Origin of the sequence: Agrobacterium sp. SORGH_AS_0745, assembly GCF_030818995.1 — a bacterium.
In the GTDB taxonomy this organism is placed as follows: Bacteria; Pseudomonadota; Alphaproteobacteria; order Rhizobiales; family Rhizobiaceae; genus Agrobacterium; species Agrobacterium tumefaciens.
In genome coordinates this window covers 1,030,224-1,045,794 of sequence record NZ_JAUTBI010000001.1, presented here as the reverse complement: position 1 = coordinate 1,045,794, position 15,571 = coordinate 1,030,224, and the positions used below count along the sequence as shown (strand labels likewise).

Annotated in this window: 16 protein-coding genes and 1 tRNA gene; all 17 read right to left on the bottom strand. The window is 58.3% G+C overall.

The genetic code is table 11. The features are described from left to right. The 17 genes from QE432_RS04680 to QE432_RS04600 all read right to left on the bottom strand — a co-directional run bounded on the left by QE432_RS04680 (position 1) and on the right by QE432_RS04600 (position 15,419). A complete protein-coding gene (locus QE432_RS04680; RefSeq protein ID WP_035199716.1) occupies positions 1-1,041 on the bottom strand; it encodes an LLM class flavin-dependent oxidoreductase in 1,041 nt (346 codons plus the stop codon). After that, the gene (locus tag QE432_RS04675) at positions 1,038-1,976 is read right to left on the bottom strand and encodes a flavin reductase family protein (RefSeq protein ID WP_035199719.1); all 939 of its coding nucleotides are present in this window, start codon (positions 1,974-1,976) and stop codon (positions 1,038-1,040) included. Before QE432_RS04675 ends, QE432_RS04680 begins: the two co-directional genes overlap by 4 nt. Continuing rightward, positions 1,973-2,818 carry an alpha/beta fold hydrolase gene (locus tag QE432_RS04670; protein WP_035199722.1) on the bottom strand — a complete coding sequence of 282 codons (846 nt, stop codon included), beginning with the start codon at positions 2,816-2,818 and terminating at the stop codon, positions 1,973-1,975. The genes QE432_RS04675 and QE432_RS04670 overlap by 4 nt, the downstream gene beginning before the upstream one ends. An 11-nt stretch (positions 2,819-2,829) precedes the next feature. Next, on the bottom strand, positions 2,830-3,432 hold the full coding sequence (locus QE432_RS04665) for an amino acid synthesis family protein (RefSeq protein WP_003511499.1): 603 nt from the start codon (positions 3,430-3,432) through the stop codon (positions 2,830-2,832). 118 nt (positions 3,433-3,550) lie between these two features. Beyond that, entirely contained in the window at positions 3,551-4,729 is a 1,179-nt protein-coding gene (locus tag QE432_RS04660) for an iron-containing alcohol dehydrogenase (RefSeq protein WP_306623477.1), read from the bottom strand. A gap of 97 nt (positions 4,730-4,826) precedes the next feature. After that, the gene (locus QE432_RS04655; protein WP_025595347.1) at positions 4,827-5,558 is read right to left on the bottom strand and encodes an amino acid ABC transporter ATP-binding protein; all 732 of its coding nucleotides are present in this window, start codon (positions 5,556-5,558) and stop codon (positions 4,827-4,829) included. Positions 5,559-5,587: 29 nt separating this feature from the next. Then, positions 5,588-6,277: an amino acid ABC transporter permease gene (locus tag QE432_RS04650; RefSeq protein ID WP_003511502.1), complete on the bottom strand. Its 690-nt coding sequence runs from the start codon at positions 6,275-6,277 to the stop codon at positions 5,588-5,590. A gap of 76 nt (positions 6,278-6,353) precedes the next feature. Next, positions 6,354-7,214 (bottom strand): transporter substrate-binding domain-containing protein, encoded by an 861-nt coding sequence (locus QE432_RS04645; protein ID WP_306623474.1) that lies wholly within the window; start codon positions 7,212-7,214, stop codon positions 6,354-6,356. Positions 7,215-7,398: 184 nt separating this feature from the next. Then, positions 7,399-8,094, bottom strand: coding sequence for a GntR family transcriptional regulator (locus tag QE432_RS04640; RefSeq protein WP_003511504.1), 696 nt, complete (start codon positions 8,092-8,094; stop codon positions 7,399-7,401). Between the two features lie 144 nt (positions 8,095-8,238). After that, complete coding sequence (gene purU / locus QE432_RS04635) at positions 8,239-9,123, bottom strand: formyltetrahydrofolate deformylase (protein ID WP_003511505.1); 885 nt, start codon at positions 9,121-9,123, stop codon at positions 8,239-8,241. Positions 9,124-9,214: 91 nt separating this feature from the next. Further along, positions 9,215-10,522, bottom strand: coding sequence for a type III glutamate--ammonia ligase (gene glnT / locus QE432_RS04630; RefSeq protein ID WP_003511506.1), 1,308 nt, complete (start codon positions 10,520-10,522; stop codon positions 9,215-9,217). Between the two features lie 83 nt (positions 10,523-10,605). Then, positions 10,606-11,934, bottom strand: a complete 1,329-nt coding sequence (locus tag QE432_RS04625) for an FMN-binding glutamate synthase family protein (protein WP_306623471.1) — start codon at positions 11,932-11,934, stop codon at positions 10,606-10,608. A 16-nt stretch (positions 11,935-11,950) separates the two neighbouring features. Continuing rightward, a complete protein-coding gene (locus QE432_RS04620; RefSeq protein ID WP_035200614.1) occupies positions 11,951-12,637 on the bottom strand; it encodes a GXGXG domain-containing protein in 687 nt (228 codons plus the stop codon). A 35-nt stretch (positions 12,638-12,672) separates the two neighbouring features. Continuing rightward, positions 12,673-13,578: a class II glutamine amidotransferase gene (locus tag QE432_RS04615; protein WP_019564960.1), complete on the bottom strand. Its 906-nt coding sequence runs from the start codon at positions 13,576-13,578 to the stop codon at positions 12,673-12,675. A gap of 96 nt (positions 13,579-13,674) precedes the next feature. Then, positions 13,675-14,352, bottom strand: coding sequence for a helix-turn-helix domain-containing protein (locus QE432_RS04610; RefSeq protein WP_019564961.1), 678 nt, complete (start codon positions 14,350-14,352; stop codon positions 13,675-13,677). A 296-nt stretch (positions 14,353-14,648) separates the two neighbouring features. Then, entirely contained in the window at positions 14,649-15,011 is a 363-nt protein-coding gene (locus QE432_RS04605; RefSeq protein ID WP_306623939.1) for a hypothetical protein, read from the bottom strand. A gap of 318 nt (positions 15,012-15,329) precedes the next feature. Continuing rightward, a tRNA-Ser gene (locus tag QE432_RS04600) sits at positions 15,330-15,419 on the bottom strand. Between the last annotated feature and the right edge of the window lie 152 nt (positions 15,420-15,571).

Genomic DNA, 15,571 nt, shown 5'->3' with positions numbered 1-15,571 from the left:
TTACTCCTTGAAAGCCGGCATGACATCGGAAAGGAAGCGTTCCAGCGAGGCCTTCTTGCGCTCGAAGCTCATGCCGGTATCGATCCAGAAGGAATATTCGTCGTAGCCCATGGCCTCGTAGGCCTTAAGCCGGGTAATAACTTCATCGGCATCGCCGACAACGTTGTTCTTGCGCATGACATCACCGGAAAGCATGGCGTTTGCGGCAATCTCCTCCGGCGCAATACGCTCGATCAGCCCCTGATGAACGGGCTTTTCGTTTTTGAACCATGCAAAGAAGTAGTTGTAATAGACGCTCATCTCATGGGCCGCCTGGGCAATATCGGCTTCATCGGAACCGACATAGGTGTGGCGCAGCAGCATGATTTTCGGCCGCTGTTTATCCGGATTTTTCGCACAGGCATCGTTGAAGCGGCCCATCAGGGTTTCCACCTCGTCATCGCCTTGCCAGAGCGGCGTCACCTGAACATTGCAATCATTGGCGACAGCGAATTCATGCGAATTCGGATCACGCGCCGCCACCCAGATGGGCGGAAAAGGCTGCTGCAGCGGTTTGGGAGCCGATGTGGTGGCCGGGAACTTGAAGAATTCGCCGTCGTGGGTGTAGTCACCCGCCCAAACCCCTTTGACAGCCGGAATAAGCTCGCGCATCCGCTGGCCGGCGCCCCAGGCATCGAGGCCTGGAAGCAGCCGCTCATATTCGAACGAATAGGCGCCACGCGCGATGCCGATATCAAGACGGCCGTCACAGATCAGATCCGCCATCGCCGCTTCTCCGGCAAGCTTGATCGGGTGCCAGAAAGGCGCGATCACCGTTCCCGTACCCAGGCGTGCCGTCTTCGTACGCCGCGCCAGATCGGCGATCGTTACAAAGGGGTTGGGCGCTATGGTGAAATCCATGCCGTGATGTTCGCCGGTCCAGATGGCATGCATGCCACCACGATCGGCGATTTCGCAAAGCGTTACGAACTCCTCGTAGAGTGTCTTGTGGTCCTGGGAGGCGTCCAGCCGCTCCATGTGAACGAAGAGGGAGAATTTCATGGGTTTGGCCCCTTCATGGAGATGGGATGAACCTTGCCGGCAGTCTCGTTACCGACATAGACGCCGAAGTTGCCGATCGAGCTTTCCAGCACGAAACGATTGACGATATCCGCCGTAGCGCCGGAGTCGAATTTTGCCGAAGCCAGCGCGCCGGGCAACAGAAATCGGCCCTCGCGCGGCGCTTGATCGCCATCGGCAAGCGCGTGATAGACGACGTGTTGGCGCCCATCCGTCTTGTTCTCATAAACCGAGTAGAGAAATCCCGTTTTGACGGAGAGACCCGTCAGGTCTTCGAGACGTGATGTCAGCGCCGCGACCGGATCGCCGCTTGCCACGACACAACCGGGAAGCGACAGCACGTCGTCGCCAACGAGGTAAATCTCGCCGCGCCGTTCCAGAACGGCGCCCACGACGATATCGCCCTCTGCCGCTGCCGATACCGCCTTTGCAGCCAGCATCGGCGTGAAATAGCCGCCGCGCGCATAACCGAGACCGTTCAGGCCGCTATTGTCGAAAGCCTCGATACGGCCGAGCAGAATGACATGATCGCCGGCCTCGATAACCTCCTGCATCGAACATTCGAACCAGGCCGCGACGTCTGCAAAGACCGGGGAGCCCTTCGGCGCATCCAACCAGCTGGCGGTGGCGAAACGGTCTTCGACCGGCCGGGCGAAGGTGTTGGAGAGGTCCTTCTGGCTTTCCGACAGAATATTGACCGCGAAGTTTTTGGTGCCCGTCATCGTCGCGAAATTGCGCGAGCTACGGGCAAGGCAGATCAGCAGCAACGGCGGATCGAGCGAAACCGAGGTGAAGGAGTTGGCGGTAAAACCGATGGGCTTTCCTGCATCGTCCCGGGTGGTCACGATTGTTACTCCCGTAACGAAAGCGCCGAATGCATCGCGCAAAGCGCGCGGATCAAGGGTTGCAACAGTCATTGCGGCTCCTCCTCTAAAGCCAGCCATTCGGCCATCATTGCATTGACAGTTTCAGGCGCGGTCAGGTTGACCATATGCCGGTGCGCCTCAACGACGCGGGCGTAACCGCGCGGTGTGATCGCCGCCATCTGCTCGGCCATCAACGGCGTCGAATTGGGGTCGTCCGAACCCGTCAGGAAAAGAGCCGGGCAGATGACCGAGGGCCACCGATCCGCATAGGTCTCGTCGCCGCCCGCAAATGCGGTATAGGCAACCGCGTAACCTTCGGGATCGACCATTTCCAGCCAGCCCCGCGTCAACTCCCGCGCCTGCTGGCTCTTTGGATCGTCGCCGAACCAGCGTAACAAAGGGCCTTCCTTGTCCACGCCAGTGGTCCGGATGGCAGCCGCGCGTGCAAGAACCGCAGCCTTCGCGGCCGGATCACGGCGGTAGACGCCGTTCAGATAACCAACGCGCGCAATTCGATCTCCAAAGGTTGCAGCGGCACCGCCGGAAATCAGCGCACCCATGGAGTGCCCGGCCACATTGGCACGCGCGATCCGCATATCGTCAAGAAACCGGCCGAACCAGCCGACAAAATCCTTGAGCGAGCTGCCCGCTGGCAGGCGTTCACTGCCGCCATGCCCCGGCATATCTACCGCGATGACACGGTGCGTCTTTGAAAAGATTTCGATCTGCGGCTTCCAGGCTTCCAGCCGCATTCCCACACCGTGGATGAGGATCAGGTCTTCACCGGCGCCTGCCTCGAAATAGGCCGCCCCGCCCTCGGTCACCTTGCGAGGGAGCACAGCAGCACCTGCCTTTGCAGCATTGACCCGTGACGTGGTGGCGGCCTCCTGCATTTGCATCACCCTCAAACGCCCGCCGGGTTGGCAACATCCTGACCGAGATCCTTCAGATCCTGATAGCGGTCGCCGATGCGGTGATGAGGCCTGCCGCCGACTGAAGCACCGAGCGCCACGACGATCTCGTCGGCAGCCGGAGCATCGGGAACGGAGGTCTGGATAGTCAGGTAGTGCGAACGGCGGCCTTCATCGTTCTTGTCCATTAACGGGATCATGATCGGCGCATTGCCGGGACCACGCGTATTGCAGAAGGCCAGATAGGACTTGGCACCCACAGCCTGACGATAGTGATTGCCGAAACGCAGCGTGTGAATGAGCGCGGAGGCATGTTCGATCTCACCATCCAGCCCGACGACGGCCGCCTTGCCATAGGCCTCCACCGCTTCGCCGGAACCCACGGCATCAAGGATCATCTTCGTCAGCAGTTCGCCCAGCACCGGCGCCCCGGCGTGGATTTCCGGTTTGAGGTCATCCACGAAGCCTTTTCCAGCCCAGGGATTTTTCACGACCGCGATGGCGGTGAACAGCTTCAAAGGTGTCGCTGCGGCCTTGCCTCCTTCAATCAACGTTGTTTCGACCTGCAACAGGGTCTTACGGATCTGGATGGGCATTGGCGTTCTCTCCGATAAATATTATATCTTATGGTATGCCATAATATGTAAGTGTCAAGTGGCGGAAATCTATGGCTTGAAGTTGCGAAAAATGACAATTGTTACAGGATGTTATGGCTCAAGGCCCTTCCATGCGGCCGTCAAAGGCCAGTTCGTAAAGGCGCGTCATTTCAGCTGCCGTCGGAACCCGTGGATTATTTGCCGGTGTGCCGGAGGCGAGGCCTTGCCGCACCATTTCCGGCAAAAGATCGAGATAGCGGGTTTTGTCGATACCGAATTCCTTCGGGGTCGGCACCTTCAGCCGCCTGTTCAGGTCGATGAAAGCCTCCACCATCTTTGCGCCTGCAATCTGGTCACTGTCCGTCGAACTGGCGCAACCAAGTGCGCGGGCAGCGGCGGCATATTGCGGTAGAGCGGAATTCAACGAAAATTGTGTGACCAACGGCAGTACCATCGCATTCGACATGCCGTGCGGAACGTGGAAAAAGGCACCGACCGGCCGGCTGAGGCCGTGGATCAACGCTGTGGATGTGTTGGAAACGGCAAGACCCGCATGCGTCGCCCCGAGCATCATCGCCTCTCGTGCGTCCCGGTTCTGCGGGTCGTTCGCGACTTTTTCGAGATTTGCCCCGATCAGTTTCAGCGCGGACAGCGCCAACGCCTCGGAATGGGCATTACCGTTGCGGTTGACCAGCGCTTCCAGCGCATGGGTCAGCGCATCTATGCCGGTATCGACCGTGACGCGGTAAGGGCAGGTCAGCGTCAGCTCGTAATCGATGATGGCCGCAACGGGCAAAGCGGCAGTGCCGAGGATGAGCATTTTTTCGCTGGCAGCCGTGTCCGTCACGACGGCGGCGCGTGTTACTTCCGATCCGGTTCCTGCGGTTGTGGGTATGGCAATTACCGGCATGACGGCAAAATCCACGATCCTTGGAACTTTCAGCGCCCGCAGCTCTTCGCCACTGGTTGCAACGATGGCACCTGCTTTCGCCGTATCCATGGCGCTACCGCCGCCGAGTGCGACGAGACCATCATGGCCTCCCCCGGAAACGCGTTTCACCAGTGTGGCGATGGATATATCCGTTGGATCTTCCACGACATCCGCAAAAATGGCGGCATCGATACCCTCGCCGCCAAGCGCCTGCAAAAGCGCATCCGCATGGCCGAGTTTCTGCATGACTGGATCGCAGACGAGCAGAGGGCGCTTCACCCCCAGAGATTTCAGCAGTGACGGCAATCGGAAACGGCTGCCACCGCCGATGAGCATTTCGCGAGGCATCAGGACACGGTTTATCATTGCGGTTCTCCGCCACTATCATTCTGCGTTGTTCGGAACGGCCTAAGGCACACGATCTGAAGCGGGACTTCGTCATCCCGCTCCGGTCACCGTGGCCTCAATGCGCCAGGATTTTCGACAGGAACGAGCGTGCGCGATCCGTCTTCGGATTGGTGAAGAAGCTGTCCCCCTCGCCGATCTCGACGATCTCGCCGCCGTCCATGAAGACGATGCGGTCCGCCACCTTGCGGGCAAACCCCATTTCATGCGTCACCACCATCATCGTCATGCCTTCCTGCGCAAGCGAGACCATGACGTCGAGCACCTCGTTGATCATTTCCGGATCAAGCGCCGATGTAGGCTCGTCAAAAAGCATGGCGACCGGATCCATCGCCAGCGCGCGGGCGATTGCGACGCGCTGCTGCTGACCGCCGGAAAGTTGACCGGGATATTTCTTCGCATGCGCGGTAAGCCCCACACGCTCCAGAAGGGCGTTGGCTTTGACCAGCGCCTCCGCAGGGGAGCGGCCGAGAACCTTCTCCTGCCCGATGCACAGATTTTCGAGGATCGTCATATGCGGGAAGAGTTCGAAATGCTGGAACACCATGCCCACTTTGGAGCGCAGCTTCGGCATATCGGTCTTTGGGTTGGTCACCTCAACCCCGTTGACGGTGATGATGCCGTTGCCGATCGTCTCCAGCGCATTGACGCATTTGATCAGCGTCGACTTGCCCGAACCGGACGGACCGCATATCACGACGACTTCGCCCTTGGCGACATTCAGGCTGCAATTGGTCAGAACCTGAAAGGTCGGACCGTACCATTTGTTGACGGATTGAAGTTCGATCATGCTGGTTGCTTGAGACATCGGACTTCTCCCTAGTGTACGTCAGCCGACATTGGGCCGTAGGCCTTGCCGAATCGTTTCTCGATACGGCGCTGGATGAGTTCCCAGGCGGTCGTCATGGCGAGGTAATAAAGGGCCGCGACCATGAAGAGCTCCAGAACGAGGAACTTTTCCTGGATAAGAACCTGCGTGCGGCGCAGCAGCTCCTCCATGGAAATGATGGAGGCGATCGACGTTGTCTTCAGCACGCCATTGACGGAATTGCCAAGCGGCGGAATGATGATGCGGAAGGCCTGCGGCGCAACTATGTAGCGCATCACCTGCGCCTCGGTCATGCCGATGGCGCGCGCCGCATTGATCTGGCCTTTGGGAACCGCGGCAATACCTGCCCGGACGATTTCCGACAGATAAGCGGCCTCGCAGAGCGACAGGCCGATCAGGGTGGACTGCAGAACCGTCAGCTTGATGCCGAGTTGCGGCAGGCCGGTATAGATGATGATGAGCTGCACCAGCAGCGGCGTGCCACGAAATATCCAGGTGTAGAAATAGGCCGGTCCGGAGAGGAACCGGTATTTCGACATGCGCATCACCGCAATGACGAAGCCCAGCGCAAGACCCGCCGTCATGGCAAAAACCGTGAGGCCGAGCGTCACCATCGCCCCCTCGAAAAGATAATAATTCGTCAGATATTCGAAGAAACCTTCCCAGTTCCAACCCTTCACGTCTTTCTCCAATTCATGCGGGAATGGTCGCGGCGAGAACTCTCCCGCCGCGCTGACAGTTCAGATGGAGGAGATTTCAGCCTTCCGGACCAAGAACGGCGAGATCGCCGGGCGCGATGCTCACGCCATAACCACCCATCAGCTTTTCAAGCAAACCATCGGCCCTCATTTCCTTGAGAGCAGCAGAGACGGCACTGGCGACGTCCTTGCTTCCAAAGGAAAGCGAACCGGGCGTGGGGTACATGCCGGAAAGTGCATGCGTGAACTCGCCGCGATCCTGGTATTGCTTGGCGACAGGATCGATGGAGACAGCGGCCTGAACCTGACCTGCCCGCAGCGCCTGATAGACGGTCGCGTAATTGTCGAACAGGTTTATGGTCATCGGCGCAAGACCGCGTTTCTTGAAGTCCTCGTTCAATTCCTTGATCTTGCGCTCGGCATAGCCACCGATATCGGTGCTGACAGCCTTGCCGGCCAGATCGTCCACCTTGGTGATGGGCTCGGATGCACCGACGGCCGTTGAAATGCTGATGGCGAGACTCTCATAGGGGATCATGAACAGGATCTTGCGCCGCTCCGCCGTCACGAACAGGCCGGCATTGATCATATCCCAGCGGCCGCCCTGCAGGCCCGGCACCATGGTGGCATATTCCGTGCTGATATATTCGGGCTTCAGGCAGAGGCGCTTGGCGATTTCATAACCCAACTCGATACGAAGGCCTTTGAGCACACCCTGTTGGTCGGCATAGGCCATGGGCGGCAATGTCGGGCTGGTCGCCATCACGAGATGGCCGGGCTTGATGAGGTGATCGTTGGATATTTTCGGCGTGCAGTCCTGTGCAACGGCCGCACCGGCAAGAAGACTGATGACAAAGCCCGCCAGAGAGGTTTTGGCGCGCACGGCTATGCATTTCCGGGAAATCGGATTCCAGTTCATATTAAGCTCCGCTCTTTATATTATTTATTATGGCATACCATCACACCAAACGGATTGCCCTGTCAATAAGCGGTCATTTGTTTTTCTAAATTATTGTAAAACAACCATAAAATCAAAAAACCGCAGAGCCTGCGGCCGCCAACTGGGCAACCGCAAGACAAGCAGAACGGAGCGCCAAAAACCGTCAGTCAGCCGTTTTTTGCGCGGTGAGAACGGCTTCGGCGATAGCGCATGCGCTGGTGACATGATCGAGAGCGGCTTTGTAAGCGGCGTCCCCGTCACCTTTCCGGATCGCATCGACGATCTTTTTCATCTGCGCCGGACCTTCGGTATCGCGGCTTTTCGTCTTAATCGTCATGGAGCGAAGATGGTTGATCCGCACCGTCAGCAAATTGACGACGCCCCAGGCGACATGCCGGTCGATCTTGCTGAACAGCGTATGATAAAAAGACGAGGTATGCGCGAGAACACCGGGCATATCCTTGGCAACGTAACTTTCGCGAATATGCTCGAGTGAAGCCTCAAGCGCCTCGACAATGGCGGGATCGCGACGCTCCGCACAAAGGCGCGCCGCCATTCCCTCCAGCGCACCGCGGATTTCGTAAATCTGCTTGGCCTCGGCGAGATCGAGCAGCGCAACCATCGGCCCCTTGTTCGGCAAATTCGCCACCAGCCCCTCGGACTCCAGATGCCGCAGGACTTCGCGCACGATGGTGCGGGAAACGCCCAGCTGGGCGCAGAGATCGCGCTCTACGAGGCGATCTCCCGGACGGAAGTAACCGTTCACGATGGCGTCGCGCACCTTGTCGAGCGCAAGCTCCCTCAGCGTCTTGGTCGGACGCTCAACGCGAATGGCAGTTCCCTGCAAAGCACCGGTCATGGTATCACCTCGTTTGGCACATCCCGCTTCCGCCCGCCGGGCGTGAAAACAGGTTCTGGCTCTTTATATTATGGCGTACCAACTTATTTAGCCGCGCACCATGTTTATGGCAACAGCGCGCGACCCGCTTGTCGCAATGCCGCGTCACCCCATCCGTTCCGATGCATAGCTGCCCGGGCTTGGCGGGAAGACCACGGTGCGGTTACCGTTGATGAAAGTACGGTGGTGGATATGGGCGTGGATGGCGCGTGCCAGAACCTGCGCCTCGACATCCCGGCCGAGCGAAACATAATCCTCCGCGCTCTGGGCATGGGTAATGCGCACAATATCCTGCTCGATAATCGGACCTTCATCGAGATCGGCGGTGACATAGTGGGCCGTCGCACCGATCAGCTTCACGCCGCGCTGATAGGCCTGCTTGTAAGGGTTGGCGCCCTTGAAGGACGGCAGGAAAGAATGGTGGATGTTGATGATCTTCCCCGACATCGTCTCGCACATCCGGTCGGAAAGCACCTGCATATAACGCGCAAGCACGATCAGCTCGGTTCCGGTGCTTTCGGCAATATCCATGATCCGGGCTTCAGCCTGTGGCTTGTTTTCCTTCGTCACTGGAATGTGGTGGAAGGGAATATCATGATTGACCACCACTTTCTGGTAATCGAAATGGTTGGAGACGACGCCAACAATATCGATCGGCAAGGCCCCGATGCGCCAACGGTAAAGCAGATCGTTCAGGCAATGGCCGAAGCGCGACACCATCAGCAGGACCTTCATCCGCTCGGACTGGTCATGAAGCGCCACTTCCATGCCGAATTTCTGCGAGATCGGCATCAGTCCAGCCATCAAGTCGTCACGCTTTGCTCCCTCTTCGGAAATGAAGCCCACGCGCATGAAGAAACGGCCCGTACCGAGATCATCAAACTGCGAACTATCGACGATGTTGCAGCCTTTTTCAGCGAGAAAGCCTGAAAGGGCAGCGACGATACCTCGGGTGGACTTGCAGGTTACGGTCAGGACGAAGTTCGTCATCCGGCACTCTCTCTGTCATCGATACTGGAAAAACCCCGCGCTGTCTGACGAGCGCGGGGAAAAGCCGCGAGGGCGGCGGGGAAACCCGAACTCAAACGTCGAGCGTTGTCTGGTGCTCCCAGGCAGTGAATTGCGCGCAATAAGCGTTCCACTCGCCCTGCTTGAGCTTGAGATAGGCCTTTGAGAACTCCATGCCCAATGCCTGCTGCAGTTCCTCGTCCTTCTCGTATTCGCGCAGCGCATCGAGAAGATTGAGCGGCAGTTTCGGCGCATTCGTCACGGTATGACCTTCGCGATACATGTCTATATCGTGATGCGGACCGGGATCGGCCTGTGAGCGGACACCCGACAGACCGGCCGCAATGATGATGGCCTGGAGCAGATAGGGGTTCACGGCGCCATCCGGCAGACGCAGTTCGAAACGCCCCGGCCCTGGCACGCGAACCATGTGGGTGCGGTTGTTCCCGGTCCAGGTCACCGTGTTCGGCGCCCAGGTCGCGCCCGAGATGGTCCGCGGCGCGTTGATGCGCTTGTAGGAATTAACCGTCGGATTGGTGACGGCCGCAAGAGCGGAGGCATGTTTCATGATGCCGCCCAGAAACGTCTTGCCCTTTGCGGAGAGCCCGAAAGGCATTGCCTTGTCGGCAAAAGCGTTGACCTTGCCGTCCAGATCCCAGACCGAAATATGAGCGTGGCAGCCGTTGCCGGTCAGACCCTTGAAAGGCTTCGGCATGAATGTCGCGCGCAGCCCGTGCTTTTCGGCAACCGACTTGACCATGAACTTGAAGAAGGAATGTTTATCCGCCGTCTGGAGCGCATCGTCATATTCCCAGTTCATCTCGAACTGGCCGTTCGCGTCCTCATGGTCGTTCTGGTAGGGTTTCCAGCCCAACTCCAACATGTAGTCGCATATTTCCGCGATCACATCGTAACGACGCATCACTGCCTGCTGGTCGTAGCAGGGCTTTTCCGCCGTGTCGTACTCATCGGAGATTTTCGCGCCGTCCGGCGAAATGAGGAAAAATTCCGGTTCCACGCCGGTTTTGACCCGCAGCCCTTGCCCGGCCGCTTCCGCGATGAGCTTTTTCAAAACGACGCGCGGCGCCTGTTCCACAGGCTGGTCTTCCATGACGCAATCGGCAGCAACCCAGGCCACATCCTTTTTCCAGGGAAGCTGGATGACCGAGGAGGCGTCCGGCACTGCGAAGAGATCGGGATGGGCGGGCGTCAGATCGAACCATGTGGCGAAACCGGCAAATCCGGCGCCGCCCTTCTGCATATCGGCAATCGCTTCTGCAGGAACCAGCTTGGCGCGCTGGCCACCAAAGAGATCGGTATAACTGATCATGAAATATTTGATGCCTTTTTCGGCAGCAAACTTGGAGAGGTCCAGTGTCACGTCATTCCCCTTTTTTTGAATATCAGACACTTCATCGAAAAAGACGGCCACATCCTCCCAAATGCGCCCGTCCATTGTGTTTTTTAAAAGCTGCCTTTACCCGGGAACCAGTTTGTTCCCGCCAGCGGAACCTGCGCCATTGCCGCAGCCTCCATGGTTAGAGCCACCAGATCTTCCGGCTCCAGATTGTGGAGATGGTTTTTGCCGCAGGCGCGTGCGATGGTCTGGGCTTCGAGCGTCATGACCTTCAGATAGTTGGCGAGGCGGCGACCGGCGGCGATTGGATCAAGACGTGCGGCAAGTTCCGGGTCCTGCGTGGTGATGCCTGCGGGGTCGTTGCCCTCGTGCCAGTCATCATAAGCGCCGGCCGTGGTGCCTAGCTTCTGGTATTCATCTTCCCATTTCGGGTCGTTATCGCCCAGCGCCACCAGCGCTGCCGTTCCGATGGCAACCGCATCGGCACCAAGCGCCAGAGCCTTGGCGACATCCGCACCCGAGCGAATGCCACCGGACACGACCAATTGCACCTTGCGATGCATGCCGAGATCCTGAAGCGCCTGTACTGCGGGGCGAATACAGGCAAGCGTGGGCATGCCGACATTTTCGATGAAGACGTCCTGCGTGGCCGCCGTGCCGCCCTGCATGCCATCAAGCACCACCACATCGGCACCGGCCTTCACGGCAAGTGCGGTGTCGTAATAGGGGCGCGCACCACCAACCTTGATGTAGATCGGTTTTTCCCAATCGGTGATTTCGCGCAGTTCAAGGATCTTGATTTCCAGATCGTCCGGGCCGGTCCAATCAGGATGACGGCAGGCGGAACGTTGGTCGATGCCCTTCGGCAAATTGCGCATATTGGCGACGCGATCGGAAATCTTCTGGCCAAGCAGCATGCCGCCGCCGCCCGGTTTCGCGCCTTGGCCGACGACCACCTCGATGGCGTCCGCACGGCGCAAATCCTTGGGGTTCATGCCATAACGCGACGGCAGATACTGATAGACCAGCGTCTGGCTGTGGCCGCGTTCCTCATCCGTCATGCCGCCATCGCCCGTCGTGGTGGACGTGCCGGCAATGGTCGCGCCACGGCCGAGCGCTTCCTTGGCGTTGCCGGAAAGCGCGCCGAAGCTCATGCCGGCAATGGTGATCGGCGTTTTCAGCGTGATCGGCTTCTTGGCAAAGCGCGTGCCAAGGGTGACGGTCGTATCGCACTTCTCGCGATAACCTTCGAGCGGATAACGCGAGATGGACGCGCCGAGAAACAGCAGGTCGTCGAAATGCGGCACCTTGCGCTTCGTGCCTGCGCCGCGAATATCATAGATGCCGGTCGCAGCCGCACGGCGGATTTCCGCCAGCGTATGATCATCGAAAGTCGCGGACTTGCGCGGTGGGGTGAAGGGGTTGTGATAGCTCATCGGAAAATCCCTCGCCTCAATACGCGTCGGCGTTGTCGATGTTGAAATTGTAGAGCGTGCGGGCCGAACCGTAGCGTTTGAACTCGCTTGGGCTGACATCGGAGACGCCGGCTTTTTCAAGAAGCTCGGCAAGCTTTTCCAGATGTTCGGGCCGCATTTCCTTTTCGATGCAGTCGGCGCCGAGGCTTTTGACCGAGCCGCGCACGAAAAGCTTCGCTTCATAAAGGGAGTCACCCAACGCATCGCCCGCATCGCCGCAGACAACGAGGTGGCCCGACTGGCCCATGAAAGCGGACATGTGGCCGATATTGCCCTTCACGACGATATCGATGCCCTTCATGGAAATGCCGCAGCGGGAAGCGGCATTGCCCTTGATGACCAGCAGCCCGCCGCGACCGGTGGCACCTGCGTATTGCGAAGCGTCGCCCTCGATGACGACGGTGCCCGACATCATGTTTTCGGCAACGCCCGGCCCGGCCGAGCCGTAAACGGTGACGGTGCCGCCATCATTCATGCCGGCGCAATAATAACCGACCGAGCCGCGAACATCGACGATGACGGGGCTGTCTATGCCAACAGCGACGGCATGGTGGCCGCGCGGATTGACAACTTCGAATTCGGTGTCGTTTGTGCCCGAGGAAAGCCCATGGAGCGCGCTGTTGAGTTCACGCAAAGGCGTGTGGGAGAGATCGAAAACTGGCATGGATATGACTTTCGCAATATGCGCCGATGACGGTTTCACGCGGCCTTTTCATGGTCCCAGAAATAGACGGTCGCCGGCTCCGGCTCCCAGACGCGGGCATTTTCGATGCCGGGCAGATTGACCAGCGCGCGGTATTCAGAGCCGAAAGCGACATATTGATCGGTCTCGGCCATCACCGCCGGCTTGCAGGCGATGGGATCGCGCACCACGCCGAAACCGGATTTGGTGCCGACGACGAAGGTAAAGAACCCGTCGAGATCATCGAGCGCGCCGGTCAGCGCTTCGCCCAGATCCTTGCCCTTGGCCATTTCAGCCGTGAGATACGCGGCGGCCACTTCCGAGTCGTTCTGGGTTTCGAAGGTCATGCCCTCGCGTACCAGTTCCCGACGCAGATTATTGTGGTTGGAGAGCGAACCGTTATGCACCAGGCACTGGTCGGCACCGGTGGAGAAGGGGTGTGCGCCAAGCGTCGTCACAGCCGATTCCGTTGCCATGCGGGTGTGGCCGATGCCATGGCTGCCCGCCATGGAGCGCACGCCAAAACGGGCGACGACATCTTTCGGCAGGCCGGTTTCCTTGTAGATTTCCACGCTGTCGCCGGAGCCCATCACCCGCACATTCGGGCGGATGGCAGCCAGGACCGAGCGAATTTCCGTGAGCTTTGCCGATGGAATATCCAGGACCGCGTGGGTGCTTTTCACCGCAACCGAAGCTTCAACACCATTTTCCTTCAGCGCTTCGGCAAGGCCCGAAAAATCGGCGACGGGATCGGCTGACTGGATGGTCACTTTTGCCCGGCCATCGGCAGCGCTTCCATAGATCGCGATGCCGGCGGAATCCGGTCCCCGATCCGTCATGGTCACGAGCATGTCCGAAAGCAGCTCACCCAGCTGCGGTTCAAGGCTTTTGTCCTTCAGGAATAGTCCAACAATGCCGCACATCGACAGGCACCTCCATTCGTTTCTGAATGAAGAGCTAGCATATGGAATTCCATCTCGTCAACTATCAGGAATATTTTTTTCTTCTAAGGCAACTTTTCAATCATTTGTCAGCCGCCTTTGCGGATAGGAAATGATCGACAGATAGCGAGCGGGAAGCTTCACCAGTTCCTCCGGGCCGTGCGGCGCATCAGCATCAAAAAACAGGCTGTCACCCGCCTGCATGGTGAAAAGCTGCTCGCCGTGGCGATAAACCACCTCTCCCTCCAGCATGTATAGGAACTCCATGCCCTCATGCTGGAAGGTCGGAAATACATCCGAGTCCGTCGTCAGCGTGATGAGATAGGGCTCGACGGTGACGCCGCTGGTGTTGTTGTCGATATGGCCAAGCAGGCTGTACTGATGGCCGGCGCGGGTGCCTCTACGCTCGATGTTCACCCCTTGGCCCGCCTTGACGAAGGTGGCGCTGCGCGGCTCCTCGAAGCCACGGAAGAACGCCGTGATCGGCACGCCAAGCGCCTTTGAAAGCGTCTGCAGCGTGGTGAGGGACGGCGAAATATTACCGTTTTCGATCTTTGAGAGCATTCCCACCGATACACCGGTGGCCGATGCGAGATCGGTGACCGTGATGCCCAGCTTCTTGCGATAGGCACGCACCTCATGGCCGATCGCCATTTCGAGATTATTGACCCTCGGCTCGCGAACCGCATGCGGGTCCTGCGACAAAAGCGCAGGCTCGGTCTTTGTGCTGTCCTTTGCCATGTGATCCTCCGGCATAACGTGTTTTCCCTTCTTTAAAGGAAAACTATTTTAATTCAGAGGAAATTTTTACATCGCAGCATCGGTAAAGCCTGCGGAAGGTCAGTACGTCACCCTGCCATCGGAGAGGTCAAAGACGGCACCAGTATAGAGGCATTTCAGTGGACTACGGACACGCGCTGTCCATCGTAGTCTTACGCAGATATTGAAGCTCACCTCTAACACGCCGCCAAGCGGTGCCAAGAATTACCCGGCACCGCTGGATTTCGAAAGGCCCTTCGACCAGTCAATGGCAAGAACCGTTCCTGCGGAGTTCAGGCTTCGACCAGCTCGCGAACATCATCAACGAGAAAATGCACGATCACATAGCGCGTCGTGTATTTCCGACCGCTATCGGACACGCTCTCGACGCTGCCGCCGTCGGAGGGATGCCATTTCTGATAGTGAGGATTGTTGGCGATCAGCGTAATCGCCTTGCCCGAAAACCTGCCGGTCAGCCGATAGCGAGCCTCTGCAAGATGCCAAATCTTTTCAAAATCCTGCTGGCTGATGCGGGCTTTCAAAGCCTTCTTGGATATCGTTTCTTCGGGCGAACTGTCGTCGTGTGCCCCCGATGGAATATGCAGGTCAACCTCTTCCGCGCCGTCCAGCAGAAAGGCAAATTCGTCTGGCCACATCCGTCTCACGTATCGCTCCTCCCAAAGCTTATCGTCCTACAACACAATTATGATAGCGCCTCTGCCGTAAGAGGCAATGGCGGATATCAACGAGCACTTGCCGGCATCCCAATTTTTCGGGAGCGTGGCCATGTGGGCCTCCAACAGGTGCTGAAGATCGCGGGTGGGACGCAACGAAATGGAAGCCAACGGCTATCTCAACCAGTCTGCCTCCGCTGGCGCAAAGCGGCACCGGCTTCGCTAGCGGACTGCAGCATCAAAGCGACCAACGAATGAATCAGGCTATCTCGGAAAAATCTTACGGCTCAGCGTAAATTATGGCGGAGAGGGTGGGATTCGAACCCACGATACCCTTGCAGGTATGCCGCATTTCGAGTGCGGTGCATTCGACCACTCTGCCACCTCTCCGCATGCGCGAACGCTTGCGTTGCGCGCTCCTCATAAACATCAATGGCGGGACTGACAAGGGAAATTTCGTGTTTGTGTCACAAATTATTCGTCCCGGACAAGGCTGTATAAATGCTTCGGCTTCTGGCCGTTTTGTGGATATTTTTCACGTG